This window comes from Pseudomonas sp. TWR1-1-4 (assembly GCF_049897165.1).
In the GTDB taxonomy this organism is placed as follows: domain Bacteria; phylum Pseudomonadota; class Gammaproteobacteria; order Pseudomonadales; family Pseudomonadaceae; genus Aquipseudomonas; species Aquipseudomonas canadensis.
The window spans coordinates 411,012-435,985 of record NZ_JAFCVS010000004.1; the positions used below are offsets into that span (position 1 = coordinate 411,012).

Sequence of the window (24,974 nt, forward strand, 5' to 3'; positions counted from 1 at the left end):
ACATGCCTCACGCCGAGATAGCCATCGCCAGCGCTCCTGCGTTGACTGCCGTTCTGTTTGGCCTGAGTGGTTGCCTGGTGGACTTCGGTTCCCGTGCCCGCACCGACTCACCCTCACCGGACTCCCAAGCCACACCGGGCGCGCTGAAAATCCTGCGCAGCCTCCAAGACCAAGGCGTCCCTTGCGCCTGGCTGGATGAACTCCCCCCCGCCGTCACCACCCCGCTGGCCGCCACCCTGCCTGCGTGGGTCAAGGCGACATCACCCTCCTCGATTCGCTGGCCCGCGCCCCACGCCTGCTGGCAAGCCTTGATGGAACTCAACATCGAACGCCTGGAAGGCTGCGTCTTGGTCAGTGGGGAACCGCGCCTGCTGCAATCCGGGCTCAATGCCGGTTTATGGACCATCGGGCTGGCCTCCTGCGGCTCGCTGTGCGGCATGGCGCCCGAACAATGGCAGGCACTGAGCGAACAGGAGCGCGAGCTCAAGCGCGGCAAGGCCACCCTCGCGCTGTACGGGCTGGGCGTGCACTCGGTGATCGATCACCTGGGCGAACTCGGCACCTGCCTGGCCGACATCAGCCTACGCCAGCTCAAAGGCGAGAAGCCCTGACACGGATCATGCACAGTCGACGCCAGTGGATTAATCTACAGGTCAGCCCGTAGACCTTTCTCGGCGTGCCGCGGTCTATGCCAGTGCCTATCGATAAAAGGAAACACGTCATGCCTGATCGCAAAAAACTGGAAGAACAGGTCGAAATCCTGCGCGGGCAGTTGGAACAGGAACCGCCGCTGTCGGAAGAAAAACGTGAAGCGTTGGAAGCCTTGATTGCCAAGTTTGAATTACAACTCGAACTTGAGCCGGCCACTCAAACACCCAGTATTTCCGACGATGTCAATCAAGCGGCCATCGAGTTCGATGCTGAGCACCCGGTTATTTCCGGGACATTGCGCAATATCATGAACACGCTGGGCAGCATGGGGATCTAATACAGCCCCCGCCCAGCACAGAAGCAAAATGTGGGAGCTGGCTTGCCTGCGATAGCGATCATTAAGTCATCCATCAGGTGACTGATACACCGCCATCGCAGGCAAGCCAGCTCCCACATTTGATTTGCGTGATAGCTACTGGCGAGCCAGTCGCACATTCTGGAACGCCACATCCTCAGTGCTGCGATACGGGTTGATATCCAACCCACCCCGCCGCACATACCGCGCATACACCGTCAACGTCTCCGGCTTCAGCAAGCGCTGCAAGTCCAGGAAGATGCGTTCCACGCACTGTTCATGGAAGTCCGAGTGCTGGCGAAAGCTCACGATGTACTCCAGCAGGCTGGCGTGGTCCAACGCGTGACCACGGTATTGCACCACCACACTGCCCCAGTCCGGCTGGCTGGTCACCGGGCAGTTGGATTTGAGCAGGTGGCTGTGCACGCTCTCCTCGACAACGCGCGAGTTATCGCAACGCAGCAGCTCCGGGCGCGGGTGCTCGTAGTTGCTGACACTGATATCCAGCTCATCGATGCACACACCGGGCAGCGCCATTACGCCTTCAGCTTCGATTTCAGCCAACGTGCGGATACGCACGCTCACAGGCGCACCGGCAGCGGCGCTGAGGTCGGTGCGCAAGGTCGCTTCCAGGCTTGCCGTATCGGCAAACGCGGTCTGGTTCAGCGAATTGAGGTACAGCTTGAACGACTTGGACTCGATGATGTTCGGCGAGTCAGCCGGGATGCTGAATTCGCCGATGGCCACCACCGGCTTGCCCGACGGCAGCAGCCAGGACAATTCGAAGCAGTTCCAGAAATCCACGCCCTTGTAAGGCAGGGTCTCGGCGCTCAGGCCCAGCTCGGCCCATTTAGCGGCACGTGGGATCGGGAACAGCAACGACGGTGTGTAGGTGGAGATGTATTCACTGGACTTGCCCAGCGGCGAATGTTCGGCTGCGGGATGCATGGCGGAAACCTGGCTAAATAAACCGCGCCAGTCTACCAGCCTTTGCCCCCGTGCCTAAACGCCAGCGGATCAATCGACGTTGAGCTTGCCGACCATGCCCGCCTGGTAATGCCCCGGAAGGTTGCAGGCAAACTCCAGGCCCGTGGCCTTAGTGAACGTCCAGGTCAGCTCGGCGGTTTTGCCCGGCTCAACCAATACGCTATTGGGATCATCGTGTTTCATCGCACCGTGGCCCATGGCAGCGTGGTCCATCTTGCCCATACCGGTGGCAGTGAGCATGCCGCTGGCCTGCATCTGCAGCATTTCCTTCTGGTGTTCGGCATGCATCGCCGCGTCGCCCAAGTTGAACTCATGGAGCAATTGGCCCTTGTTCACCAGCACAAAGCGCACCGTCTCACCGGCCTTAACGTCCAGGGACTTGGGCGAAAAGGAAATATCCTGCAACGTCACTTCCACGGTACGCGTGGCTTTGCTCGCCGGCGCCGCCTCGCCGAAGGCATAGGTGTGGGCAGCATCGGCCATCGCATCAAAACTCAACGCCAACAGGCAACCCGCCAACAACAGGGGTGTACGCAACGCCATCGGTCTTCTCCAGAAATATAGGAACAGCTTGGGCAGCACTCTAAGATTGCGCCGCTGCCAGCTAGCTGACTGCTAGATTACAACTTTGTCAGGTTGCTCCCCCGCCCTGGCACTCAAGGTATAAAGCCGTCGTCCACCGTTGCCAAGAGCCGCCCATGAAACTGCTGATCGTCGAAGACCAACCCAAAACCGGCCACTACCTGCGCCAGGGCCTGGCCGAGGCGGGCTTTACCACCGAACTGGTGGCCGACGGCACCAGCGGCCAGCACCTCGCTTTGACCGGCGACTACGACCTATTGATCCTCGACGTGATGCTGCCGGGCCGCGACGGTTGGCAGATCCTCCAGGCCGTGCGCAGTGCCGGCATGGACATTCCGGTGCTGTTCCTCACCGCCCGCGACGCCGTGGAAGACCGCGTGCATGGCCTGGAGCTGGGCGCCGACGATTATCTGGTCAAGCCCTTCGCGTTTTCCGAATTATTAGCCCGCGTGCGCACCCTACTGCGCCGTGGCAGCAGCACACCGCAGGAAACCGCGTTGCAACTGGCCGATCTGCGCCTAGACCTGATCCGTCGCCGTGTCGAGCGGGACGGCCAGCGCATCGACCTGACCGCCAAGGAGTTCTCCCTGCTGGAACTGCTGCTGCGCCGCCAAGGCGAAGTGCTGCCCAAATCGCTGATCGCCTCTCAGGTGTGGGACATGAACTTCGACAGCGACACCAACATCATCGAAGTGGCGATCCGCCGCCTGCGTCTGAAAGTCGACGACAACTTCCCCAACAAGCTGATCCACACCGTACGCGGCATGGGTTATGTGCTGGAGGAGCGCGTCAATTGATCAAACGCCTGTCCCTGGCCAGCCGCCTGGCGCTGCTGTTTGCCGCCTGCACCGCGGTGGTGTCGCTGATCGCCGGTGTGCTGTTCAATCGCGCGAGCGAGGCGCACTTCATTGAGCTGGACCAGCAACAACTCGACAGCAAGCTGGTGGCGCTGCGCAGCACCTTACAGGGCGTCGACTCGCCGGAGGCCTTCGCCCGGCGTGAAGCGCAATTGCGCACCGAACTCAGCCGCCAGCCCGACCTTACCCTGCGCATCACCGCCGCCGGCCAACGCTGGCTGGACGATGCGCCAAGCGTGACCTTGCCCGACGCGCCCGGCCTGCACAGCCTGCAAAACGCCGACACCGACTACCGGGTCTACAACGCGCCGTTGAGGGCAGGCCAACCCGACTCACCGCAACTGAGCTTGATGCTCGACATTACTCACCATCAGCACTTTTTGCAGCGCATGCAGCACCTGATCTGGCTCACCGTGGGCCTGTCAGCCCTGGCGACCGCCCTGCTCGGCGCCTGGGCCGCCCGCAGCGGGTTGCGGCCACTGCGGCGCATGGGCGAAGTGGCCGCGAGCGTGTCGGCCCACTCCTTGACCCAACGTTTGCCTCAACAGGAAATGCCCACGGAACTGGCCGACCTGGCCCAGGCCTTCAACGCCATGCTCGGACGACTGGACGACGCCTTCCAGCGCCTTTCGGCGTTTTCCGCCGACATCGCCCACGAACTACGCACGCCCCTGTCAAACCTGCTGACCCAGACCCAGGTCATCCTTACCCAGCCGCGGCCGTTGGAGGATTACCGCGAGGCATTGCACAGCAACCTGGAAGAGCTGCAATGGATGGCACAACTGGTCAATGACATGTTGTACCTGGCCAAGGCGGATCACGGCCTGCTGATGCCCAAGCGCGAAACCTTGGTGCTGGCGGATGAAGTGGACGCGCTACTGGAGTTTTTTGCACTGCTGGCGGAAGACGGGCAGGTCAGCCTGGTTCGCGAGGGCGCGGCCATTACGGTGGGTGATCGCGGGATGTTGCGCCGGGCCTTGTCAAACTTGCTGGATAACGCGTTGCGGTTTACTCCGCTGGGTGGCGAAGTGCGTGTGCGGATAGAGGATGGGGTGAGGCTTTCAGTGGAGAACACCGGCGATGGTATTGCAGCGGAGTTGCTGCCGAGGTTGTTCGACCGATTCTACCGGGCGGACCCGGCACGCCATGAAGGCAGCAGTGAGCATGCGGGATTGGGGCTGGCGATTACCCAGTCGATTGTGCGGGCGCATGGGGGGAGGATTTACGGTGAATCTGAGGCGGGGTGGACGAGATTTGTCATTGAGTTGCCTACCGGAGATTGATGCAAGCCGGGCCGGCCTCTTCGCGAGCAAGCCCGCTCCCACATTTTGATTTGTGAATACATTCAAATGTGGGAGCGGGCTTGCTCGCGAAAGCGGTGTTGAAGTTTACGAATATCTCAGGGCATGTGCCGGCTCAATCTTCGCCGCCCGATACGCCGGATACAGCGTCGCCAGAAAGCTCAACACAAACCCGGCCGTGCAGATCAGCAGCACATCCCCACCCTGCAGCTCCGAAGGCAGGTTGCTGACGAAGTACACGTCCGAACTGAAGATATGCTGCCCGGTGACCCGCTCGACCCAGCCCACCAGCTCACTCACGTTCAGCGCGGCAATCACGCCCAATACGCCGCCGATCAAGGTGCCGACGATACCGATCACCGTGCCCTGCACCATGAAGATCGCCATGATCTGCCGGGGCGTCGCGCCGATGGTGCGCAAAATAGCGATGTCCGCGCCCTTGTCGTTCACCACCATGATCAAGGTCGCGATGATGTTGAACGCGGCCACGGCGACGATCATCAGCAACAACAGGCCGATCATGGTCTTTTCCATCTTCATCGCGCTGAACAGGCTGCCCTGGGTGTGGGTCCAGTCGTCAGGCTTGTAGGCAGTGCCCAGGCTGGCGGCGATGTCCGACGAGACCTTGGGGGCCGCGTACAGGTCTTTCACCGCCAGGCGCACGCTTTGCACCTGGTTCGGCTGCCAATGCTGGATCTCTGCGGCGTCGGCCATGTGGATCATCGCCATGGAGCCATCCAGCTCGGCGCCGACCTTGAAGATGCCCACCACGTTCAAGCGTTGCATGCGCGGGGTGATACCGCCCGGTGCAGTGCTGATTTCCGGCACGATCAGGGTCACTTTATCGCCCACATTCAGACGAAAGCGGCGCGCGGTGATGTCGCCGATGACCACGCCAAACTCGCCAGGCTTCAAGTCTTCCAGACTGCCGCGCACGATGTGCTGGGCCACGATCGACACCTTGCCTTCCTGCGCCGGGTCGATGCCGCTGATCTCAATCGGCTGCATCGCGCCTTTGTAGGAGAACATGCCGTCCATCTGCGTGAAAGGTACGGCGGCAGTCACTTCCGGATTCTTCATCGCGGCAGCAGCCACCGGCTGCCAATCGTCAATCGGGTTCACGCCGACGATAGTGGCGTGAGGCACCATGCCAAGGATGCGTGAGCTCATTTCGCGCTGGAAGCCGTTCATCACCGACAACACCACGATCATCGCCAACACGCCCAAGGCGAGGCCGATCATCGAGGTCATCGAGATAAACGAGACAAAACGGTTGCGGCGCTTGGCGCGGGTATAGCGCGTGCCGATGAAAATCGATAACGGTCTGAACATTCGCGGGCACCGTTGAAAAAATGAAAAAGCCCAGCGCTTGAAACACCGGGCTTGAAACGGGTCAGATGGCGACCAGATGACCTTCCTGCAGGTGCAGCACACGGTCCATCTGGCGGGCCATGCTCATGTCATGGGTCACGACGAGGAACGCAGTGCGCATCTGGGTGCTCAGTTCCAGCATCAAGTCCTTGATGCCCTGGGCGGTGTGGGAGTCGAGGTTGCCGGTCGGCTCATCGAGCATCACCAGCCCTGGGTTGTTCACCAAAGCGCGGGCGATGGCCACACGCTGGCGCTCGCCGCCGGACAATTCAGCTGGTTTATGCTCCAGGCGATGGCCGAGGCCGACGCGCTCCAGCAGTGCTTTAGCGCGCTGGCGGGCTTCCGGGATCGCGGTCTTGCCGATCAGCAGCGGCATGCACACGTTTTCCAGGGCGGTGAACTCCGGCAACAGGTGGTGGAACTGGTACACAAAACCCAGCGAACGGTTACGCAGTTGACCGCGAGCCTTTTCACCGAGGGCCGACAGCTCTTCACCGGCCAGCCACACGCTGCCCTGGGACGGCGTATCAAGGCCGCCCAGCAGGTTCAGCAAGGTACTTTTGCCGGAACCGGAGCTGCCGACGATCGCCACGCGCTCGCCTGGGTGCAGCTCAAGTTGCAGGTTGGACAGCACCACCACCGACTCCGGGCCTTCCTCGTAGGATTTGCCCAGGTCGCGGCAGCTCAGGATTGCTTTTTCACTCATGCCCGATTCACTCATAACGTAAGGCCTGTGCTGGCTGGGTACGTGCCGCGCGCCAGGCTGGATACAGGGTGGCAAGGAAACTCAGGACCAACGCAGCGCCGCCTACCATCAACACGTCCTGGGCCTGAACCTGGGACGGCAAGTAGTCGATGAAGTAGACGTCAGCGTTGAGAAACTTGTGGCCGATCAGGGTTTCGAGGCCGGCGATGGCGGCACTGACGTTCAGCGCGGCAAGAATGCCCACCGCCGTACCGATCAAGGTGCCGAACACACCGATCACGGTGCCTTGCACCATGAAGATCGCCATGATCTGCCCCGGCGTGGCGCCGAGAGTGCGCAGGATGGCGATATCGCCCTTCTTGTCATTCACCACCATCACCAGCGTGGAGATGATGTTGAAGGCCGCCACAGCGACGATCAGCAGCAACAGCAGGCCGATCATGGCTTTTTCCATGCGGATGGCCTGGTACAGGTTGCCGTGGGTACGGGTCCAGTCGCGGGCATAGTACTGGCTTTCACCCAGGTGCTGGGCGATTTCCCAGGCGCCGCGCGGCGCATCGAACAGGTCGGCGAACTTGAGGCGCAGGCCCTGCACCTGGTCCGGCTGCCAGCGATGCAGGCGCGCCAGGTCGGTGAGGTTGGTCAGGCCGAGGTAGCCGTCGATTTCGCCGGCGCCGACGTGGAAGGTGCCGACCACGGTAAAGCGCTTCATGCGCGGGAACATGCCCGCCGGGGTCACGGTGACTTCCGGCGCGACGAAGGTCAGCTTGTCGCCGATGCCCACGCCGAGCTTGGCAGCGGCCTTGTCGCCGATGACGATGCCAAAGCTGCCGGGCGTCAGGTCGTCAAGTTTGCCCTGTAGCATGAACTTGTCGATGATCGAGACGTTACGTTCCTGGGCCGGGTCGATGGCATTGAGCAGGATCTTCTGCACCTTGCCGTCATTGGTCAGCAACCCCTGCATCTGAGTGAATGGCGCGACGGCCAGCACCTTGGGATTCTGCTTGACCTTGTCGGCCAGGCTTTGCCAGTCACTGATGGGCGCATCGCCCTCGATGGTCGCGTGGGGCACCATGCCCAGCACGCGGGTGCGCATCTCATGATCGAAGCCGTTCATCACCGACAACACCACGATCATCACGACCACGCCCAAGGCGAGCCCGATCATCGAGGTCAGGGAAATGAACGACACAAAATGATTGCGACGCTTTGCACGGGTATAACGCGTGCCAATAAATACGAAGAGAGGTCTGAACATGTCGGGGCTTGTTCGGAGGAAAAGAAGACGTCCCGGTGGCGGGGTCTGGTAAGCAGCTTTACACTCTGACCATTACCGCTAGCTGGGGTTCGCCATGTCGACATTAGATGAAGAAGAACGCCGCGAATACTACCGTATCGACGACATGATCGCACTTCAAATCAAAAGCCTGTCTGCCCCCGAGGCAGCGAGCAAGGAAGTGTTGCTGGATGATTCTCCGCTGTTCAATTTACTCAGTGAATTGCACCTGAGTGAATTCGAAGCCCAGCACCTGCTGCGCCAGCTCAGCGAGAAGGATCGCACCCTCGCCGCCTTCCTGCGCGTGCAGAACAAACGCCTGGACCTGCTCAGCCAGATCATGGCGCGCGGCCTTCTGGATGAGGTCGGCGCACCGCAACCGGTGATCATTTCCGAAGGTGGCATCGACTTCCAACACCCCACGCCCCTGCCGGCCGGCGCCCACCTGGCGGTCAAGCTGGTGCTGATGCCCCAGGCGCTCGGCCTGCTGCTGCGCGCGCGCGTCACCCATTGCGACCCCAAAGGCGCAGGCTTTGATGTCGGCACGGAATTCGAAGCCATGACCGACGCCCAACGCCAACTGCTGGCGCGCTACATCCTGCAGAAACAGGCCCAGGAACGGCGCCTGGCACGGGAACAAAACGACGACATCTGAATTCGTATTCACTACGCCAGCTATCCTGGCGCGAAGGAGCAACTGTGACCCTGATCTACGGCCACCGCGGTGCGAAAGGCGAAGCACCGGAAAACACCCTGACCAGCTTCCAGGAGTGCCTCAAGCACGGTGTACGCCGCTGCGAACTGGATTTGCACCTGTCCATGGACGGCGAGCTGATGGTCATCCACGACCCGACCCTCAAGCGCACCGCCGACCGGCGCGGCAAAGTCGTCGAGTATTCCGCGGCCGACCTGGTGAAGATGGACGCACGCAAAGGCGGTCCGGGCTGGGTCAAGCCGTGCCCGATTCCGCGTCTGGAAGAACTGTTCGAAAAGTGCGACTTCGATCACTGGCAACTGGAAGTCAAAAGCGCCTCGCGCACCCGCGCCGCCACCACCGTGCTGGCGATTCGTGAAATGGCCGTGCGTTTCGGGCTGATGGACAAGGTCACCGTGACCTCAAGTTCGCGGGAAGTACTGAAGGCCGCCGTTGAACTCACTCCCGACCTGTCACGCGGACTGGTGGCGGAATACGCCTGGCTCGATCCGCTGAAGGTCGCGCAAAACTACGGGTGTGAGATTCTGGCGTTGAACTGGACGCTGTGCACCCCTGAGCGACTGGAAAAAGCCCAGCGCCAGGGCTTGCACGTGTCCGTGTGGACCGTCAACGAACCTGCGCTGATGCGCAGGCTCGCCGACTTCGGCGTAGATAGCCTGATTACAGACTTTCCCGGTTTGGCCACTGCCACCCTCGGGAATTACTGAAATCGGTCTCCCCGGCCGGCTCAGGCCACCGGCCGGAGCCGCTCAAAAAAGCCGGTTGAGGCCGTCGTAGGCCGCTACCCGATAGGCTTCTGCCATGGTCGGGTAGTTGAACGTGGTGTTGACGAAATACTTCAGGGTATTGAGTTCACCCGGTTGGTTCATGATCGCCTGGCCGATGTGCACGATCTCCGAGGCCTGATAGCCGAAGCAATGCACGCCGAGGACTTCCAGGGTTTCACGGTGGAACAGGATCTTCAGCATGCCTTGCGGCTCACCGGCGATCTGCGCACGCGCCATGCTCTTGAAGAATGCCTTGCCCACTTCGTAAGGCACCTTGGCCTTGGTCAGTTCGTGTTCGTTCTTGCCGATCGAGCTGATCTCGGGAATCGTGTAGATCCCGGTCGGCACGTCGTTCACGTAGCGCCAGCTGCCATTGTCGACGATGCTGCCAGCGGCCGAACGGCCCTGGTCATGAGCCGCACTGGCCAGGCTCGGCCAGCCGATCACGTCACCGGCACCGTAGATGTTGGTCACGCAGGTGCGGTAGTTCTCGTCCACCTCGATCTGGCCACGGCTGTTGACCTTGACCCCGATGTTTTCCATGCCCAGCTTGTCGGTGTTGCCGGTACGGCCGTTGCACCACAGCAACGCATCGGCCTTGATCTTCTTGCCGGACTTGAGGTGCAGGATCACCCCATTGTCCAGGCCTTCGACGCGCTCGTACTCTTCGTTGTGGCGCACGGTGATGTTGTTGTTGCTGAAGTGGTAGCTCAACGCCTGGGAGATTTCCGAGTCGAGGAAGCTCAGCAACTGGTCGCGGTTGTCCACCAGTTCCACCAGTACACCCAGGCCACTGAAGATCGAGGCGTATTCACAGCCGATCACACCAGCGCCGTAGATGATCAGTTTGCGCGGGGTGTGGCCCAGGCTCAGGATGGTGTCGCTATCGTAGATACGCGGGTGGTGGAAATCGATATCCGCGGGGCGATACGGGCGTGAACCGGTAGCGATGATGATGTGCTTGGCCACCAGCTTCTCGACCACGCCATTGGGGCAGACCACTTCGATGGTTTGCTCGTCGGCGAAGCTGCCGGTGCCGAAGAACAGGTCGACGCGGTTACGGGCGTAGTAGCCGGTACGCGAGGCGACTTGCTTGGAGATGACTTTCTCGGCGCTCTTGAGCACGTCCGGGAACGAGAACCAGCGCGGCTCACCAATGGCCCGGAACATCGGGTTGGTGTTGAACTGCATGATCTGGCGCACCGAGTGACGCAAGGCCTTGGACGGGATGGTGCCCAGGTGGGTGCAGTTACCGCCGACCTGGCGACGGCTATCGACCATCGCCACCTTGCGCCCTGCTTTCGCGGCGTTCATCGCCGCACCTTCTCCAGCCGGGCCGGAACCCAGTACCACCACGTCGTAGTTGTAGACAGCCATGCGTACTCCTCAGAACAGGCCAGGCGTACGGTTGGACGCCGGGCTAAATCATGCCGCGGCCAGCGGTCATGAAGGACAATTCGGCTCAAGTGTGTGAACCGGGGCACAGTCTATATAAGGCTCAACGCCGCGAACATTAACCCTTGGTCGCGTCGTAGGCCAGTCTTGCCTTTACTACACCATCAGGAAATTGCAATTACACTGCCAGCAAGCCCCTTTGCAGGACTGGCCATTATGCGACATGTCGCTTTCTGTTTATTGCTGATGCTGTCGATCACGGTGCACGCCAATGAGGCGGATCGTCTGAAACAAGCCGATTTCCCGGCGCAGTCACAGCAACTGATCCTGAAAAACCAGGCGGTGCTCACCTACCTCTGGGCGGATGTCTACGCGGCTGCGCTGTATGCCCCGTCCGACCTGAGCGCCAAGCAGGCTTGGGCGCAACAAAAAGCGCTGCGCCTGACGCTGTACTACTTCCGTGACATCGACCGCAATGATGTGATCAAAGCCGCCACTGCCACGCTGCAGCGCCAGCAGGCCAGCGCCCGACTGAAGCCCGAGATAGACAAACTGCACGCCAGTTTTCGCGATATCCGCAGCGGCGATCGGTATGCCCTGGATTTTCATCCGGGACGTGGTTTGAATTTGGAGATCAACGGGCAGGTGGTGTTCAGCAGTCGCGACGATGAGCTTGCCAGGACCTATCTGAGCCTCTGGCTGGCGCCCAATGGGCTGTCCGAACGCTTGCGTACCCAGTTGCTCAATTGAAGATTTGCGCTGGCTGAACGACCGCCTTCGCGAGCAAGCCCTCACAACCATAAAAAAGCCCCGAACCAGTCGGGGCTTTTTCATTTACAGCTGATACTTAGCGCGGAAACGCAGGCGGGTTGACCCCGGCCATGTCTTCCATCACGCGAACCACCTGGCAGCTGTAGCCGAACTCGTTGTCGTACCAGACGTACAGGACAACGCGGTTGTCCTGGGTAATGGTCGCTTCGGCGTCCACCACACCAGCGTGGCGCGAGCCAACGAAGTCGGTGGAAACCACTTCCTGAGAATTGACGAAGTCGATTTGCTTGTGCAGATCGGAGTGCAGCGCCATGTAGCGCAGGTACTCGTTCATCTCTTCACGGGTGGCGGCTTTCTCAAGGTTCAGGTTGAGGATGGCCATCGACACGTTTGGCGTCGGAACACGGATCGCGTTACCGGTCAGCTTGCCGGCCAGCTCAGGCAGGGCCTTGGCAGCAGCGGTGGCAGCACCGGTCTCGGTGATCACCATGTTCAACGCAGCGCTACGGCCACGGCGATCGCCCTTGTGGAAGTTGTCGATCAGGTTCTGGTCGTTGGTGTACGAGTGAACGGTTTCGACGTGGCCGTTGACGATGCCGAACTTGTCGTTCACAGCCTTCAGCACCGGCACGATGGCGTTGGTGGTGCAGGAAGCGGCGGACACGATCTTGTCGTCAGCGGTGATTTCGCCGTGGTTGATGCCGTGAACGATGTTCTTCAACTTGCCTTTGCCAGGCGCGGTCAGGACAACGCGGTCAACACCCGGGCAGGCCAGGTGCTGGCCCAGGCCCTCGGCGTCACGCCATACGCCGGTATTGTCCACCAGCAGGGCGTCCTTGATGCCGTACTGGGTGTAATCCACCTCGGACGGGTTCTTCGCGTAGATTACCTGGATCAGGTTACCGTTGGCGGTGATGGTGTTGTTTTCTTCGTCGATGACGATGGTGCCGTTGAACGGACCGTGTACCGAATCGCGGCGCAGCAGGCTGGCGCGCTTGGTGAGGTCGTTCTCGGCGCCTTTGCGCACGACGATGGCACGCAGGCGCAGGCCGTCGCCGCCACCGGTTTTTTCGATCAGGATGCGTGCCAGCAGGCGGCCGATACGACCGAAGCCGTACAGCACCACGTCGGTGCCTTTGCGGGCAGCGGCGTTTTGCTGGCCAACCACATCGGCCATTTCTTCACGCACGAACTGCTCGGCGGTACGGCCGGCGCCTTCCTTGCGGAATTTGTAGGCCAGCTTGCCCAGGTCTACCGAAGCCGCGCCGAGCTTGAGCTCGCTCATGGCTTTAAGCAGTGGGAATGTTTCGTGGACGGAGAGTTCGCTGTCGTCGGCGGAACGGTGACGCGCAAAGCGGTGGGCTTTGAGAATCGCGATGACAGACTGGTTGATCAGGCTGCGGCCATAGATCGAGCTCACCACATTGTTATTGCGGTACAGCTGACCGATAAGCGGAATCATCGCTTCAGCGAGTGCTTCACGGTCGATCCATTCACCAAGACACTGGTCGGGCTTCTGAGTCACGGGAACCTTCCACATGTAGGGGCAGAAAAAAGGGGCTACATTATGCCGCCCGACCGTCCCCGGAGCAATGCGCCCCGGACAACAAAAACCACTTGCGGAAAATTGACACCCCGCTACAGCCCAGTAAATACGCGGGTTCCAGAAGGCCATCAATGACGCGCGCGGGACGACTTGTCCGTAACCCTCCGAAAAACGCGTACATTTTGGCACTACATAATGAGTCAAAACCCGCCATTGTTTGTCTTAGCCACTACATTTCCTACAAACCGTAATAGGCTCAGTCAGCAACTGACAGACGGCGCCCCGCACCGTTACAATTACCGACTTTGTCGCAACGCTTGGAGCTCAACCTTCCGTGCCCGTCCTGCGTCTACCGCTACTCCCTGCTGCGGCAGGCAAACAGCACTGGGGCAACCTGCCCGGTGCCGCCCTGAGCCTGGCCATCGCCGAGGCTGCCAGCGCAGCCAAGCGCTTTACCCTGCTGCTCACCGCCGACAGCCAAAGCGCCGAACGGTTGGAGCAGGAGCTGAGCTTCTTCGCCCCCGATTTGCCGGTGCTGCATTTCCCAGACTGGGAAACCCTGCCCTACGACCTGTTCTCGCCGCACCAGGACATCATCTCCCAGCGCATCGCCAGCCTGTACCGCTTGCCGGAACTGGCCCACGGCGTGCTGGTGGTGCCGATCACCACGGCCTTGCATCGCCTGGCGCCGACCAAGTTCCTGTTGGGCAGCAGCCTAGTGCTGGATATCGGCCAGAAGCTCGATGTGGAGCAGATGCGCACGCGTCTGGAAGCCAGTGGCTACCGCTGCGTCGACACGGTGTACGAACACGGTGAGTTCGCGGTGCGCGGTGCGCTGATCGACCTGTTCCCAATGGGCAGCAAATTGCCGTATCGCATCGACCTGTTCGATGACGAAATCGAGACCCTGCGTACCTTCGATCCGGAAAACCAACGCTCCATCGACAAAGTCGACTCGGTCAAGCTGCTGCCTGCGCGGGAATTCCCGCTGCAAAAAGACGCGGTGACCCGCTTCAAGGCGCGCTTCCGTGAACGCTTCGACGTGGACTTCCGCCGCTGCCCGATCTTTCAGGATCTGAGCAGCGGGATTACACCGGCCGGTATCGAGTACTACCTGCCGCTGTTCTTCGACGAAACCTCCACCCTCTTCGATTACCTGCCCCAGGACACCCAGGTGTTCTCACTGCCAGGCATCGAACAGGCGGCGGAAAATTTCTGGAACGACGTGCGCAACCGCTATGAAGAGCGTCGCGTCGACCCGTCCCGTCCTTTATTGCCGCCCGCCGAACTGTTCCTGCCGGTGGAAGACTGCTTTGCGCGCCTGAAAAGCTGGCCGCGCGTGGTCGCCAGCCAGCAGGATGTCGACACCGGTGTCGGCCGCGAACGCTTCCCGGCGGGGACGCTGCCAGACTTGGCAATCCAGGCCAAAGCCACTCAACCGCTGGAAGCGCTGTCCAACTTCCTCGGCGACTTTCCCGGCCGCGTGCTGTTTACCGCCGAATCCGCTGGCCGCCGCGAAGTACTGCTGGAACTGCTCGAACGCCTGAAACTGCGCCCGAAAACCGTCGACAGCTGGCCAGACTTTGTCAAAAGCAAAGAGCGCCTGGCGATCACCATCGCACCGCTCGACGAAGGCCTGTTGCTGGATGATCCGGCCCTGGCACTGATCGCCGAAAGCCCGTTGTTCGGTCAGCGCGTGATGCAGCGTCGTCGTCGCGAAAAACGCGCCGACGCCAACAACGATGCCGTGATCAAAAACCTCACCGAACTGCGTGAAGGCGCGCCGGTGGTGCACATCGACCACGGCGTCGGCCGCTACCTGGGCTTGCAGACCCTGGAGATCGACAACCAGGCCGCCGAATTCCTCACCATGGAATACGCCGAGGGCGCCAAGCTCTATGTGCCAGTGGCCAGCCTGCACCTGATCGCGCGCTACACCGGCAGCGACGACGCCCTGGCGCCGTTGCACCGCCTGGGTTCCGAGACCTGGCAGAAAGCCAAGCGCAAAGCCGCCGAGCAGGTGCGCGACGTCGCCGCCGAACTGCTCGACATCTATGCACGTCGCGCCGCACGCGAAGGCTACGCGTTCGCCGACCCGAAAGCCGACTACGCCACCTTCAGCGCCGGCTTCGCCTTCGAAGAAACCCCGGACCAGCAAACCACCATTGAAGCGGTGCGCGCCGACATGCTCGCGCCCAAGCCGATGGACCGCCTGGTCTGCGGCGATGTGGGCTTCGGCAAGACCGAAGTGGCCATGCGCGCCGCCTTTATTGCGGTGCACGGCGGCAAGCAAGTCGCGATCCTGGTGCCGACCACCCTGCTCGCCCAGCAGCACTACAACAGCTTCCGCGACCGCTTTGCCGATTGGCCGGTGACTGTAGAAGTGATGAGCCGCTTCAAGTCCGCCAAGGAAGTGAATGCCGCCATCGCCGATTTGGCCGAAGGCAAGATCGACATCGTTATCGGCACCCACAAGCTGCTGTCGGACGATGTGAAGATCAAGAACCTGGGCTTGGTGATCATCGACGAAGAACACCGCTTTGGTGTGCGTCAGAAGGAACAGCTCAAGGCCCTGCGCAGTGAAGTCGATATCCTCACCCTCACCGCCACACCGATTCCGCGCACGCTGAACATGGCGGTGTCGGGCATGCGTGACCTGTCGATCATCGCCACGCCGCCGGCACGTCGTTTGTCGGTGCGCACGTTTGTGATGGAGCAGAACAAAAGCACGGTCAAGGAAGCACTGCTGCGCGAATTGCTGCGCGGCGGGCAGGTGTACTACCTGCACAACGACGTGAAGACCATCGAGAAATGCGCCGCCGACCTCGCCGAGCTGGTGCCGGAGGCACGTATCGCCATCGGCCACGGGCAAATGCGCGAGCGCGAACTCGAACAGGTCATGAGCGACTTCTACCACAAGCGCTTCAACGTGCTGATCGCCTCGACCATCATCGAGACCGGTATCGACGTGCCGAGCGCCAACACCATCATCATCGAGCGCGCCGACAAGTTCGGCCTGGCTCAGTTGCACCAACTGCGCGGTCGCGTCGGGCGCAGTCACCACCAGGCGTACGCGTATCTGCTGACGCCGCCGCGCCAGCAGATCACCTCCGACGCAGAAAAGCGCCTGGAAGCCATCGCCAACACCCAGGACCTGGGCGCGGGCTTTGTGCTCGCCACCAATGACCTGGAAATCCGTGGTGCCGGCGAGCTGCTGGGCGACGGCCAGAGCGGGCAGATCCAGGCGGTCGGGTTCACGCTGTATATGGAGATGCTTGAGCGCGCGGTGAAAGCCATCCGCAAAGGCGAGCAGCCGAATCTGGATCAACCGTTGGGCGGCGGGCCGGAAATCAACCTGCGCTTGCCCGCGTTGATTCCTGAAGACTACCTGCCGGATGTGCATGCGCGGCTGATCCTGTACAAGCGCATCGCCTCAGCTACCGACGAAGAAGGCCTCAAGGACCTGCAGGTGGAGATGATCGACCGCTTCGGCCTGTTGCCGGAACCCACCAAGAACCTGGTGCGCCTGACCCTGCTGAAATTGCAGGCCGAGCAGCTCGGCATCAAGAAGGTCGACGCCGGGCCGCAAGGCGGGCGCATCGAATTCGAAGCGCAAACGCCGGTGGACCCGCTGGTATTGATCAAGCTGATCCAGGGCCAGCCCAACCGCTACAAGTTCGAAGGGGCTACGCTGTTCAAGTTCATGGTGCCGATGGAAGGTGCCGAAGAACGCTTTAATACCTTGGAGGCGTTGTTCGAGCGCCTCATCCCGAAATCTGCTTGAAGGACGCCCCAATGCGCCTGTTCCGCATGTTGAGCCTGTTCTTGGTGGTCGTGGCACCTGCGGCGTTCGCCGACAGCCCGTACCAGGTGGAAATGATCCTGGTGCGCCAGAACGCCGAACCGGTGATCAACAGCCGCGCCGCCCCGGAAAACTGGGATTTCGGGGCAGTGCGCCTGGGCGACAGACTGAGCCCGCCGCGCCTGTCCAACATTGTCGACAAGCTGCGTGCCGACTCCACCTACACGGTGCTGCTGCATAAGGCGTGGGAACAGAACCTGGGCGAGCAGCCGGTCAAGGTCGCGATCACCGACGGCCAGGAACAATTCGGCCAGTTTCCGATCGAGGGCGTGTTGAGCCTGCAACTGGGCCGTTTTACCGACATTGATGCGAACTTCTGGATCAACCAGTTCGACGCCAACGGCAGCGTGATCGCCAGCGAGCAACTGAGCCAGACCGACGTGCGCACCAAGAACAACCAGCTCAACTACCTGGACGGTGGCCACCTCGCGCTGCTGATCAAAATCACATCGCTGACCGCCAAGCCACCCAGCACGCCACCGCCCGACATTCAGGACTGATCCAGCGCCATGTCCCTCACGTCGTCGCTGACCAAACCCCTGGCCCCTTCCTGGGCCAATCGCTTTAAAGAGCAGAGCCTTGAGCGCGGGCGACGTTATGCGCTGGAAAACCGGGTGCGCATCGTCGAATGCGGCGACAGCACTATCGTCGCCAGTTGCGAAGGCTCCGGCGGCAACGTGTATCGGCAGACCATCTCGTTGCGTGAATCGGCCAAGGGCACCTTGATCCTGGTGGACAGCCGCTGTACCTGCCCGGTGCACACCAACTGCAAACACATCGCCGCGGTATTGCTCAAGGTCCAGGAAACCCTGGCCTACCCCGCCGCCGCACAGGATGCCGAGCTGCTGGAAAAACTCCAGGCCGTGCTGGAAAACCGGGCGGTGCTGCCGCAAGTGGTGATGGAAGACGTGATGCCGGTGCCGCGCCTGTGGATGGCCAGTGTCGAATTCAGCGCCTTTGAACCGCGCAACGGCAAGATGCAGCGCTACATCCAGCACCGCGCGGCGCTGTCGTTCAACTACTTGGGCAACTACGTCAGCGGGCAGAAAAACGCCGATATCATTGTGCGCCAGGACACCCAAAGCCTACGCATCAAGCGCCATCCGGAGCTTGAGCAGCCGTACCGAGAACAACTACGCCTGCTGGGCTTCAAGATCGCCACGCGCCAGAGCAAGGCACTGCCGGAAAGCGCCGGCGAGCTGTTTGAGATGGTCAATGACAGTGCCTGGCTGACCTTCACCCTCAATGCCACGCCAACACTGCGAGCCGAGGGTTGGGAGCTGCTGATCGATGATGATTTCGGCTTCGACCTCAGCGCCGTCGATGACTGGTACGCCACGGTTGACGAAGGTCCGGAGCGTGATTGGTTCGATCTGGAGTTGGGGATCATCGTCAACGGCGAGCGACTGAGCCTGTTGCCGATCCTACTGAACCTGATGCGTTCCCACACCGAGATCCTCAACCCGGAGAAGCTGGCGCGGCGCCGTGATGATGAGCTGATTCTGGTGAACATCCCAGGCCTGCCAAATGGTCACGGCCCGATACAAGTGGCGCTGCCCTACGGCCGATTGAAACCGGTGCTGGCGACCCTCGGTGAGTTTTACCTACAGGAAGCCGGCACCACCACGTTACGCTTGGCCAAGGCCGATGCAATCCGGCTTAACCCGCTGGAAGACCTGCCGCTGCAGTGGGAAGGTGGCGAGAAGATCCGCAACTTTGCCCAGCGCCTGCGGGATATCAAGGACTTCACTTGTGTAGCGCCTGAAGGGCTGAACGCGACCTTGCGCCCTTACCAGTTGGAAGGCTTGAGCTGGATGCAGTCGCTGCGTCAGCTGGATGTCGGCGGCATACTTGCAGATGATATGGGCCTAGGCAAAACCCTACAGACCCTGGCGCATATTCTGACTGAGAAAATCGCCGGTCGCCTGGATCGGCCGTGCATGGTGGTGATGCCCACCAGCCTGATTCCCAACTGGCTGGATGAGGCGGCGCATTTCACACCGCAACTCAAGGTGCTGGCGCTGTATGGCGCAGGGCGTAAGAAACATTTCGCCAACCTGCCGGACTATGACCTGCTGCTGACCACCTATGCGCTGCTGCCCAAGGACATCGAACAACTCGCCGCCCTGCCCTTGCATGTACTGATCCTCGACGAAGCCCAATACATCAAGAACCCGTCCAGCAAGGCGGCCCAGGCGGCACGCGAGCTGAACGCACGCCAACGCCTGTGCCTGAGTGGCACGCCGCTGGAAAACCACCTGGGCGAGTTGTGGTCGTTGTTTCACTTCCTGCTGCCTGGCTGGCTCGGTGATGTAAAAAGCTTCAACCGCGATTACCGCGTGCCCATCGAAAAGCGTGCCAGTGATGTGCGGTTGCAACACCTCAACGGTCGGATAAAACCTTTCCTGCTGCGCCGCACCAAGGAACAGGTGGCGACGGAGTTGCCACCCAAGACCGAGATTATCCACTGGGTCGACCTCAATGAAGCCCAGCGCGACGTGTACGAAACCATGCGCCTGGCCATGGACAAGAAAGTCCGCGACGAGATCACCCGCAAAGGCGTAGCGCGCAGCCAGATCATCATCCTTGAGGCGCTGCTGAAGTTACGCCAAGTGTGTTGCGATTTGCGGCTGGTCAACGACGCGACCCTGCCCGCCCGTGGCAGCAGCTCAGGCAAACTCGATAGCTTGATGGAAATGCTTGAGGAGCTGTTTGAGGAGGGTCGGCGGATCCTGCTGTTTTCCCAGTTCACCTCGATGTTGAGCCTGATCGAAATCGAGCTGAAAAAACGCGGCGTGGCCTACGCACTGCTCACCGGCCAGACCCGGGATCGGCGCACGCCGGTGAAGGACTTCCAGAGCGGCAAGCTGCAGATTTTTCTGATCAGCTTGAAGGCCGGCGGTGTTGGCCTGAACCTGACCGAGGCCGATACGGTGATCCACTATGATCCTTGGTGGAACCCGGCCACGGAGAACCAGGCCACCGACCGCGCCTATCGCATTGGCCAGGAGAAGCCGGTGTTCGTCTACAAGATGATCGCCCGGGGCACGGTGGAAGAGAAAATCCAGCACCTGCAGAAGGAAAAATCCGACTTGGCAGCGGGCGTGCTGGATGGGCGTACCACCGGAGACTGGCAGTTGGGCAATGAGGATATTGAGGCGTTGTTTGCGCCGTTGCCGAATAAGCAAGAAAAGCGCTGACTTCCAGACCGCTATCGCGAGCAAGCCCGCTCCCACATTTGACTGCATTCCAAAGCTGGAACTCGGTCGAATGTGGGAGCGGGCTAGCTCGCGAAGGCCGCGCCGCGGTGTTCAGCCAATCAGTTGAGCATCCCGCAACGCCGTCAGCGCCGCCAGCCAACGCGGATCCTGCTTGTATTCCGTCGAAGCAATTGCCTGCCCACACATCCGCGCAATGCGTGGCGATGGCGTGACCTTCATCCGCTGAGCGGCAGTCAACGCCAACTCAGCCGCCGCACGATCGTTGCACACCAGCCCCATGTCGCAACCCGCCGTCAGCGCCGCTTCAATCCGGCTGGCCGCATCACCGACCACATGGGCACCCGCCATCGACAGATCATCGCTGAAAATCACCCCATCGAACTGCAACTCACCGCGCAGGATGTCCTGCAGCCAGCGGCGCGAGAACCCAGCTGGCTGGGCGTCGACTTGCGGGTAGATCACGTGCGCGGGCATCACGGCCGCGAGTTGCTTGCTCAGGCGTGCGAAAGGCACCAGGTCATTGGCGCGAATCTGTTCCAGGCTGCGTTCATCATTGGGAATGGCGACGTGGGAATCGGCCTCAGCCCAACCGTGACCGGGAAAGTGCTTGCCGGTGGCGGCCATGCCGGCGCTGTTCATGCCGCGGATGAATGCACCAGCCAGCACGGCGGCGCGCTCGGGGTCGCCTTCGAAGGATCGGGTGCCGACCACCGCGCTGCGCTGGTAGTCCAGGTCCAGCACCGGGGCGAAGCTCAGGTCCAGGCCAACGGCCAACACTTCAGTCGCCATGATCCAGCCACACTGCTCGGCCAGGTATTCGGCGTTGGGGTTATCCGCCAAGGCACGCATGGCCGGCAAGCGCACGAAACCCTGGCGCAGGCGCTGTACGCGGCCGCCCTCCTGGTCGACGGCCAGCAGCAGGTCCGGGCGCACAGCGCGAATCGCTGCACTCAATTCCCGCACTTGGCGCGGATGCTCAATGTTGCGCGCGAAAATGATCAGGCCGCCCACTTCAGGCTGGCGCAGCAGATGGCGGTCCTCGGCCGTCAGCCAGGTGCCGGCCACGTCGACCATCAAAGAACCTTGCAGGGCAGCAGTCATAAACCTTCCTTAAATAACGCACACAACCCGTTGCCCTCACCAGGCACAGTGAGCACAACGGGTTGCGAGTAAATAGCTGAATTCGGCATGGGCCGCTAGCTTAGCGGATGCAAGCGGTCGCGCCCACCCGGTGCGGTCAAACCTTGGCGGGTATTGGCGCGGACTTGCTGCGTGGGCGCAATTGAGCAGCGGCCATGGCGGCGTCGGTCACACCGGTTTCGGCACGCATGCCGGCAGCCAGGAACGGCACCATCAGGCGCATGACCTGTTCGATTGAGGTATTCACACCGAAATCGGTCTCGGCGATGGCCCGCAACGCCTTGATCCCGGACATGCTGAACGCGGCAGCACCGAGCATGAAGTGCACGCGCCAGAACAGCTCGATCGGCGGAATACGCGGGGCAGCCTCGTTAACCAGCAACATATAGCGACGAAAAACCTTGCCGTACATGTCTTCCAGGTAACGGCGCAGGTGACCCTGGCTCTGGCTGAACGCCAAGCCTAACAAGCGCATGAATATCGACAAATCGTTGCCGCTGCGGGGCTGAACGACCAGGGCCTGCTCGACGAGGATTTCCAACAACTCTTCCAGGGTGGGCTTATGGTCAGCCTTGGCTTGGCGACGCTCCAGCTCACGGTCAAGACTGGCGCAGAACGGCCCCAGGAAGCGCGAGAACACGGCTTGGATCAGGGCCTTTTTCGAGCCGAAATGGTAGTTCACAGCAGCGAGGTTGACGCCAGCCTTGCTGGTGATCAGCCGCAATGAGGTTTCAGCAAATCCTTTTTCCGCGAACAATTGCTCGGCAGCATCGAGAATGCGTTCAACGGTTTCCGACTGGGCCATGGCTACTCCGCCTGACAAACACTTGTTTGAAACATACGTTTCAGGGTGTGTCTTGTCAAGCCTGCGGGTTCGCTTTCCGGCCGGGCAGTCATACATTTCATCGCTATTTAATCACATCCATACCGGTCTGTAGGCAGCGCTATCTCTGGCTTGTGGGAAGCCTGCCCGATGACCGTCCAGCGGAGGGGCAGAAAAGGATGATTGCCAAGCGCAGTTCACTGTATATAATCCCAGTCACTGTATAAAAAGACAGAGCGATCAACATGCTAAAACTGACGCCACGCCAAGCTGAGATTCTGGCTTTTATCAAGCGCTGCCTCGATGACAACGGCTACCCGCCGACACGAGCGGAAATTGCGCTGGAACTGGGGTTCAAGTCCCCCAACGCCGCTGAAGAACACCTCAAGGCCCTCGCTCGCAAAGGCGCGATCGAGATGACCCCAGGTGCCTCGCGCGGTATTCGCATCCCTGGCTTCGAAGCCAAGGTCGACGAATCGACCTTGCCGATCATCGGCCGCGTCGCCGCCGGTGCGCCGATCCTGGCGCAGCAGCACGTCGAGGAATCCTGCAACATCAACCCGACCTTCTTCCATCCTCGCGCCGACTACCTGTTGCGCGTCCATGGCATGAGCATGAAGGACGTGGGCATCTTCGATGGCGACCTGCTGGCCGTCCACACCACCCGCGAAGCCCGTAATGGCCAAATCGTCGTCGCCCGTATCGGCGATGAAGTCACCGTCAAACGCTTCAAGCGCGAAGGCAGCAAGGTCTGGCTCCTGGCCGAGAACCCTGAGTTCGCCCCGATTGAAGTGAACCTGAAAGATCAGGACCTGGTGATCGAAGGCTTGAGCGTCGGCGTCATTCGCCGCTAGAGGAGGCATCATGCAACTCGTCCACACCCCACAACACACTCAACTGTCGCTGTTCGAGGCCTTCATGGCCCAACCCCTTGCGCCTATCCTCAAGGAAACGGTCGAGGCGCCCTGGGGCGCCGAACCTGAGGCGTTCAGTGAATTGTCGTTGCGCGGTGCAGCGGGGAGTTGCCTGAGCCTTCTGGCGCCGATCCTGCGTGATCTGAGCGAGGAACAGGATGCCCGCTGGCTGACGCTGATCGCCCCACCCGCCAGCCTGACCCAGGCCTGGCTGCGGGATGCCGGCCTCAACCGCGAGCGCATTCTGCTGCTGCAGCCACGCGGCGCGCAAAGTGCCCAACAGTTGACCTGCGAAGCACTTCGCCTGGGCCGCAGCCATACCGTGGTGAGCTGGTTGAATCCACTGAGTGTCAGCGCCAAGCAGCAGCTGATCAGCGCCGCTCGTACGGGTGATGCGCAGAGTTTGAATATTCGATTGGGCTGAGTGCCTGATCGGCCGAAGTCCTGTGACATACGGGCTTCTGTGACATGCGGGCTTCTGTGGTCGGGCTTCTGTGGTGAGCGGGCTTGCCCCGCGCTGGGCTGCGAAGCGGCCCCAAAACCAAGCACCGTGGAATACCTGATGTACTGCGTCAATCTATTTAGGGCTGCTGCGCAGCCCAGCGCGGGGCAAGCCCGCTCACCACAGCAAGCCCACTCACCACAATAATCTCACTGACCACAATAAGCCCACTCGCCACAAGCAAGCTAGCTCACTCCAGAAGCCTGCCTAACACCACAGAACCCCTAACCACAGGGCTCAGTGAAGAACCCGCGGCCCTTCGTCTTTCTCCGGCTCGCCTTCAGCCAGGCGACCGGCCATCTGCACGCCCACGCTCAACATGGCTTTAGCCACTTCCACGTGTTGGCCTTGCAGGAACTGCTTGGCGTCTTCGGAAAAATCCAAGATAACCAGAGAACCCTCGTCCTCAGCCCGGCGCAGCTCGATTCGGCCGTCAGGCAACTCAACAATTTCCAGAAAGGACGTTGGCATAAAAGTCTGTTCTCCACGAAAGGCCGGGATTATATCAGTCATCCACCCAGCCCCGCAGAGGATCTGAACAGGTTTGTTGACAGCTTGATGAATGGTCGCCGGCTTAGATGGCTACAACGCGTTGCGCCTCACACTCCGAGATACCTGCATCGCCGGCAAGCCGACTCCTACGAGGGGATCAGCATTCGTTCAGGCCTTCGCGAAAGCGCAGCGCCATCTTTTTCAGTTCCTGACGCCAGCCCTCCAGCTCTTCACGGCTCAACGGCTTGGGTTCTTCCTCTTCCACCGCAACCGCCACGATCAGCGGCTGCGTCACATCACCCTTGGGCACATGCGGAATACGCGGTGGCTGGAACATATCCGCATGCGCTTTGAGCAAACGCGCCACCCAACTGTCCGGGCTTTGAGCCATTTCAACCAGTTCTGCCAGCTCAGGAATGGCCATCGCATCCAGCACTTCACGATTCATGATCATTTCTGCACGGGGTGAACCCGCTTGGGGCAGGCGGTAAAACCCAGCGATTTCATGACACAAACCCAGCAAGGCGCCGTACAGGTGAAACAACGCAGCTTCACGCCCCGCCTGGACCAGCGCGATGGCATTCATCTCTTTCCCTTCCTCGGCGCGGCCAAGGGCTTCCAGGGATAGACCCGCGAAGTAAATTTTCTGATTGGTACGGGTATAGAGTTCGTTGGCCATGACGGCAATCTCCACAACGAAAGAGGCGCAATGCTGGCTGTGTAGGAGCGAGCTTGCTCGC

The 24,974-nt window shown here is 60.9% G+C and carries 23 protein-coding genes; 12 read left to right on the forward strand and 11 right to left on the reverse strand.

Annotated elements, in window-relative coordinates; translation table 11 throughout:
* Positions 1-2: 2 nt before the first annotated feature.
* Both ACP7C6_RS14020 and ACP7C6_RS14025 read left to right on the forward strand, forming a co-directional pair.
* On the forward strand, positions 3-611 hold the full coding sequence (locus ACP7C6_RS14020) for a hypothetical protein (protein WP_028619434.1): 609 nt from the start codon (positions 3-5) through the stop codon (positions 609-611).
* A gap of 110 nt (positions 612-721) precedes the next feature.
* Complete coding sequence (locus ACP7C6_RS14025; RefSeq protein WP_034102566.1) at positions 722-988, forward strand: DUF4404 family protein; 267 nt, start codon at positions 722-724, stop codon at positions 986-988.
* Positions 989-1,123: 135 nt separating this feature from the next.
* On the opposite strand, the gene queF is transcribed toward ACP7C6_RS14025, so the two are convergent.
* Positions 1,124-1,954 carry an NADPH-dependent 7-cyano-7-deazaguanine reductase QueF gene (gene queF / locus ACP7C6_RS14030; RefSeq protein ID WP_177060023.1) on the reverse strand — a complete coding sequence of 277 codons (831 nt, stop codon included), beginning with the start codon at positions 1,952-1,954 and terminating at the stop codon, positions 1,124-1,126.
* 69 nt (positions 1,955-2,023) lie between these two features.
* Positions 2,024-2,536 (reverse strand): cupredoxin domain-containing protein, encoded by a 513-nt coding sequence (locus ACP7C6_RS14035; protein ID WP_028619431.1) that lies wholly within the window; start codon positions 2,534-2,536, stop codon positions 2,024-2,026.
* Between the two features lie 155 nt (positions 2,537-2,691).
* On the opposite strand from ACP7C6_RS14035, the gene ACP7C6_RS14040 reads away from it, so the two are divergent.
* Together ACP7C6_RS14040 and ACP7C6_RS14045 are read left to right on the forward strand one after the other, a co-directional pair.
* A complete protein-coding gene (locus tag ACP7C6_RS14040) occupies positions 2,692-3,372 on the forward strand; it encodes a heavy metal response regulator transcription factor (RefSeq protein WP_028619430.1) in 681 nt (226 codons plus the stop codon).
* On the forward strand, positions 3,369-4,715 hold the full coding sequence (locus ACP7C6_RS14045; protein WP_426108904.1) for a heavy metal sensor histidine kinase: 1,347 nt from the start codon (positions 3,369-3,371) through the stop codon (positions 4,713-4,715). Before ACP7C6_RS14040 ends, ACP7C6_RS14045 begins: the two co-directional genes overlap by 4 nt.
* A 105-nt stretch (positions 4,716-4,820) precedes the next feature.
* Here ACP7C6_RS14045 and ACP7C6_RS14050 read toward each other — a convergent pair whose 3' ends face one another.
* From ACP7C6_RS14050 to ACP7C6_RS14060, 3 genes are all read right to left on the reverse strand, one after another.
* Positions 4,821-6,065: a lipoprotein-releasing ABC transporter permease subunit gene (locus ACP7C6_RS14050; RefSeq protein WP_016975278.1), complete on the reverse strand. Its 1,245-nt coding sequence runs from the start codon at positions 6,063-6,065 to the stop codon at positions 4,821-4,823.
* A gap of 61 nt (positions 6,066-6,126) precedes the next feature.
* Positions 6,127-6,810 (reverse strand): lipoprotein-releasing ABC transporter ATP-binding protein LolD, encoded by a 684-nt coding sequence (gene lolD, locus ACP7C6_RS14055; RefSeq protein WP_020372622.1) that lies wholly within the window; start codon positions 6,808-6,810, stop codon positions 6,127-6,129.
* A gap of 7 nt (positions 6,811-6,817) precedes the next feature.
* The gene (locus ACP7C6_RS14060; RefSeq protein ID WP_426108906.1) at positions 6,818-8,068 is read right to left on the reverse strand and encodes a lipoprotein-releasing ABC transporter permease subunit; all 1,251 of its coding nucleotides are present in this window, start codon (positions 8,066-8,068) and stop codon (positions 6,818-6,820) included.
* Between the two features lie 94 nt (positions 8,069-8,162).
* Here ACP7C6_RS14060 and ACP7C6_RS14065 point away from each other — a divergent pair, with 94 nt between their 5' ends.
* Both ACP7C6_RS14065 and ACP7C6_RS14070 read left to right on the forward strand, forming a co-directional pair.
* Positions 8,163-8,741, forward strand: coding sequence for a PilZ domain-containing protein (locus ACP7C6_RS14065; protein ID WP_016975275.1), 579 nt, complete (start codon positions 8,163-8,165; stop codon positions 8,739-8,741).
* A 44-nt stretch (positions 8,742-8,785) separates the two neighbouring features.
* Positions 8,786-9,508, forward strand: coding sequence for a glycerophosphodiester phosphodiesterase (locus ACP7C6_RS14070; protein WP_016975274.1), 723 nt, complete (start codon positions 8,786-8,788; stop codon positions 9,506-9,508).
* A gap of 42 nt (positions 9,509-9,550) precedes the next feature.
* Here the strand turns inward: ACP7C6_RS14070 and sthA are convergent, their stop codons facing one another.
* Complete coding sequence (sthA, locus tag ACP7C6_RS14075) at positions 9,551-10,945, reverse strand: Si-specific NAD(P)(+) transhydrogenase (protein WP_010212052.1); 1,395 nt, start codon at positions 10,943-10,945, stop codon at positions 9,551-9,553.
* A gap of 234 nt (positions 10,946-11,179) precedes the next feature.
* Between sthA and ACP7C6_RS14080 the strand changes: the two genes are divergently transcribed.
* Positions 11,180-11,713, forward strand: a complete 534-nt coding sequence (locus ACP7C6_RS14080) for a chalcone isomerase family protein (RefSeq protein ID WP_426108908.1) — start codon at positions 11,180-11,182, stop codon at positions 11,711-11,713.
* A gap of 97 nt (positions 11,714-11,810) precedes the next feature.
* Here ACP7C6_RS14080 and ACP7C6_RS14085 read toward each other — a convergent pair whose 3' ends face one another.
* On the reverse strand, positions 11,811-13,274 hold the full coding sequence (locus tag ACP7C6_RS14085) for a glyceraldehyde-3-phosphate dehydrogenase (protein WP_028619425.1): 1,464 nt from the start codon (positions 13,272-13,274) through the stop codon (positions 11,811-11,813).
* A gap of 340 nt (positions 13,275-13,614) precedes the next feature.
* Here ACP7C6_RS14085 and mfd point away from each other — a divergent pair, with 340 nt between their 5' ends.
* The 3 genes from mfd to ACP7C6_RS14100 are packed head-to-tail and all read left to right on the forward strand — an operon-like array spanning position 13,615 to position 20,342.
* Positions 13,615-17,064 (forward strand): transcription-repair coupling factor, encoded by a 3,450-nt coding sequence (mfd, locus tag ACP7C6_RS14090; protein WP_426108909.1) that lies wholly within the window; start codon positions 13,615-13,617, stop codon positions 17,062-17,064.
* 11 nt (positions 17,065-17,075) lie between these two features.
* Positions 17,076-17,642 carry a CsiV family protein gene (locus ACP7C6_RS14095; protein ID WP_426108910.1) on the forward strand — a complete coding sequence of 189 codons (567 nt, stop codon included), beginning with the start codon at positions 17,076-17,078 and terminating at the stop codon, positions 17,640-17,642.
* Positions 17,643-17,651: 9 nt separating this feature from the next.
* Complete coding sequence (locus tag ACP7C6_RS14100; RefSeq protein WP_068936137.1) at positions 17,652-20,342, forward strand: DEAD/DEAH box helicase; 2,691 nt, start codon at positions 17,652-17,654, stop codon at positions 20,340-20,342.
* 111 nt (positions 20,343-20,453) lie between these two features.
* On the opposite strand, the gene nagZ is transcribed toward ACP7C6_RS14100, so the two are convergent.
* Positions 20,454-21,464, reverse strand: a complete 1,011-nt coding sequence (gene nagZ / locus ACP7C6_RS14105; protein WP_426108911.1) for a beta-N-acetylhexosaminidase — start codon at positions 21,462-21,464, stop codon at positions 20,454-20,456.
* A 136-nt stretch (positions 21,465-21,600) separates the two neighbouring features.
* Complete coding sequence (gene psrA / locus ACP7C6_RS14110) at positions 21,601-22,308, reverse strand: transcriptional regulator PsrA (protein WP_016975266.1); 708 nt, start codon at positions 22,306-22,308, stop codon at positions 21,601-21,603.
* A 263-nt stretch (positions 22,309-22,571) separates the two neighbouring features.
* Here psrA and lexA point away from each other — a divergent pair, with 263 nt between their 5' ends.
* Positions 22,572-23,180, forward strand: coding sequence for a transcriptional repressor LexA (lexA, locus tag ACP7C6_RS14115; RefSeq protein ID WP_028619420.1), 609 nt, complete (start codon positions 22,572-22,574; stop codon positions 23,178-23,180).
* Between the two features lie 10 nt (positions 23,181-23,190).
* Positions 23,191-23,664: an SOS-induced cell division inhibitor SulA gene (gene sulA, locus ACP7C6_RS14120; RefSeq protein WP_028619419.1), complete on the forward strand. Its 474-nt coding sequence runs from the start codon at positions 23,191-23,193 to the stop codon at positions 23,662-23,664.
* A 315-nt stretch (positions 23,665-23,979) separates the two neighbouring features.
* Here the strand turns inward: sulA and ACP7C6_RS14125 are convergent, their stop codons facing one another.
* Both ACP7C6_RS14125 and ACP7C6_RS14130 read right to left on the reverse strand, forming a co-directional pair.
* Positions 23,980-24,213: a hypothetical protein gene (locus ACP7C6_RS14125; RefSeq protein WP_016975264.1), complete on the reverse strand. Its 234-nt coding sequence runs from the start codon at positions 24,211-24,213 to the stop codon at positions 23,980-23,982.
* Between the two features lie 178 nt (positions 24,214-24,391).
* Positions 24,392-24,913 (reverse strand): DUF6586 family protein, encoded by a 522-nt coding sequence (locus ACP7C6_RS14130; RefSeq protein ID WP_016975263.1) that lies wholly within the window; start codon positions 24,911-24,913, stop codon positions 24,392-24,394.
* Positions 24,914-24,974: the final 61 nt, after the last annotated feature.

Bases quoted from the DNA above. Each gene is read 5' to 3' on its own strand.
- ACP7C6_RS14125 (WP_016975264.1), bottom strand. From the start codon at position 24,213: ATGCCAACGTCCTTTCTGGAAATTGTTGAGTTGCCTGACGGCCGAATC.
- ACP7C6_RS14130 (WP_016975263.1), bottom strand. From the start codon at position 24,913: ATGGCCAACGAACTCTATACCCGTACCAATCAGAAAATTTACTTCGCG.
- ACP7C6_RS14085 (WP_028619425.1), bottom strand. From the start codon at position 13,274: ATGTGGAAGGTTCCCGTGACTCAGAAGCCCGACCAGTGTCTTGGTGAA.
- sulA (WP_028619419.1), top strand. From the start codon at position 23,191: ATGCAACTCGTCCACACCCCACAACACACTCAACTGTCGCTGTTCGAG.
- ACP7C6_RS14025 (WP_034102566.1), top strand. From the start codon at position 722: ATGCCTGATCGCAAAAAACTGGAAGAACAGGTCGAAATCCTGCGCGGG.
- sthA (WP_010212052.1), bottom strand. From the start codon at position 10,945: ATGGCTGTCTACAACTACGACGTGGTGGTACTGGGTTCCGGCCCGGCT.
- ACP7C6_RS14080 (WP_426108908.1), top strand. From the start codon at position 11,180: ATGCGACATGTCGCTTTCTGTTTATTGCTGATGCTGTCGATCACGGTG.
- queF (WP_177060023.1), bottom strand. From the start codon at position 1,954: ATGCATCCCGCAGCCGAACATTCGCCGCTGGGCAAGTCCAGTGAATAC.
- ACP7C6_RS14100 (WP_068936137.1), top strand. From the start codon at position 17,652: ATGTCCCTCACGTCGTCGCTGACCAAACCCCTGGCCCCTTCCTGGGCC.
- ACP7C6_RS14065 (WP_016975275.1), top strand. From the start codon at position 8,163: ATGTCGACATTAGATGAAGAAGAACGCCGCGAATACTACCGTATCGAC.
- ACP7C6_RS14040 (WP_028619430.1), top strand. From the start codon at position 2,692: ATGAAACTGCTGATCGTCGAAGACCAACCCAAAACCGGCCACTACCTG.
- lolD (WP_020372622.1), bottom strand. From the start codon at position 6,810: ATGAGTGAAAAAGCAATCCTGAGCTGCCGCGACCTGGGCAAATCCTAC.
- ACP7C6_RS14060 (WP_426108906.1), bottom strand. From the start codon at position 8,068: ATGTTCAGACCTCTCTTCGTATTTATTGGCACGCGTTATACCCGTGCA.
- psrA (WP_016975266.1), bottom strand. From the start codon at position 22,308: ATGGCCCAGTCGGAAACCGTTGAACGCATTCTCGATGCTGCCGAGCAA.
- ACP7C6_RS14095 (WP_426108910.1), top strand. From the start codon at position 17,076: ATGCGCCTGTTCCGCATGTTGAGCCTGTTCTTGGTGGTCGTGGCACCT.
- ACP7C6_RS14035 (WP_028619431.1), bottom strand. From the start codon at position 2,536: ATGGCGTTGCGTACACCCCTGTTGTTGGCGGGTTGCCTGTTGGCGTTG.
- ACP7C6_RS14020 (WP_028619434.1), top strand. From the start codon at position 3: ATGCCTCACGCCGAGATAGCCATCGCCAGCGCTCCTGCGTTGACTGCC.
- ACP7C6_RS14050 (WP_016975278.1), bottom strand. From the start codon at position 6,065: ATGTTCAGACCGTTATCGATTTTCATCGGCACGCGCTATACCCGCGCC.
- nagZ (WP_426108911.1), bottom strand. From the start codon at position 21,464: ATGACTGCTGCCCTGCAAGGTTCTTTGATGGTCGACGTGGCCGGCACC.
- lexA (WP_028619420.1), top strand. From the start codon at position 22,572: ATGCTAAAACTGACGCCACGCCAAGCTGAGATTCTGGCTTTTATCAAG.